The sequence below is a fragment of the Pseudomonas helleri genome, from assembly GCF_009600315.1.
In the GTDB taxonomy this organism is placed as follows: Bacteria; Pseudomonadota; Gammaproteobacteria; order Pseudomonadales; family Pseudomonadaceae; genus Aquipseudomonas; species Aquipseudomonas helleri_A.
The window spans coordinates 1-250 of sequence record NZ_WIWC01000181.1 but is presented as its reverse complement, the minus strand read 5'-3'; the positions used below and the strand labels follow the sequence as shown (position 1 = coordinate 250).

The 250-nt window shown below is 59.6% G+C and carries 1 protein-coding gene; it reads left to right on the top strand.

Features of this window, described 5'->3' with window-relative positions; translation table 11 throughout:
• Position 1 precedes the first annotated feature (1 nt).
• Positions 2-250: type II toxin-antitoxin system RelE/ParE family toxin (locus GHN86_RS23260; RefSeq protein ID WP_323370018.1), on the top strand; the 249-nt coding region annotated here is incomplete at its 3' end.

Sequence of the window (250 nt, the reverse complement as noted above, 5' to 3'; positions counted from 1 at the left end):
GATAGGCGATCAGGATGACGCAGCAAAGGTGCTCAAGGGGTTCGGTGGTGCCGGCGTGCTGGAGGTCGTCGAAGACGATGCCGGCGGCACCTATCGAGCGGTATACACGGTCAAGTTTGCGGAAGCGGTGTTCGTCCTGCACTGCTTCCAGAAGAAGAGCAAGAGCGGAATCGCCACGCCAAAGGCCGACATGGACATCATCCGCGCTCGGCTGAAGGTGGCCGAGGTATTGGCACAGGAGCTACGAAAT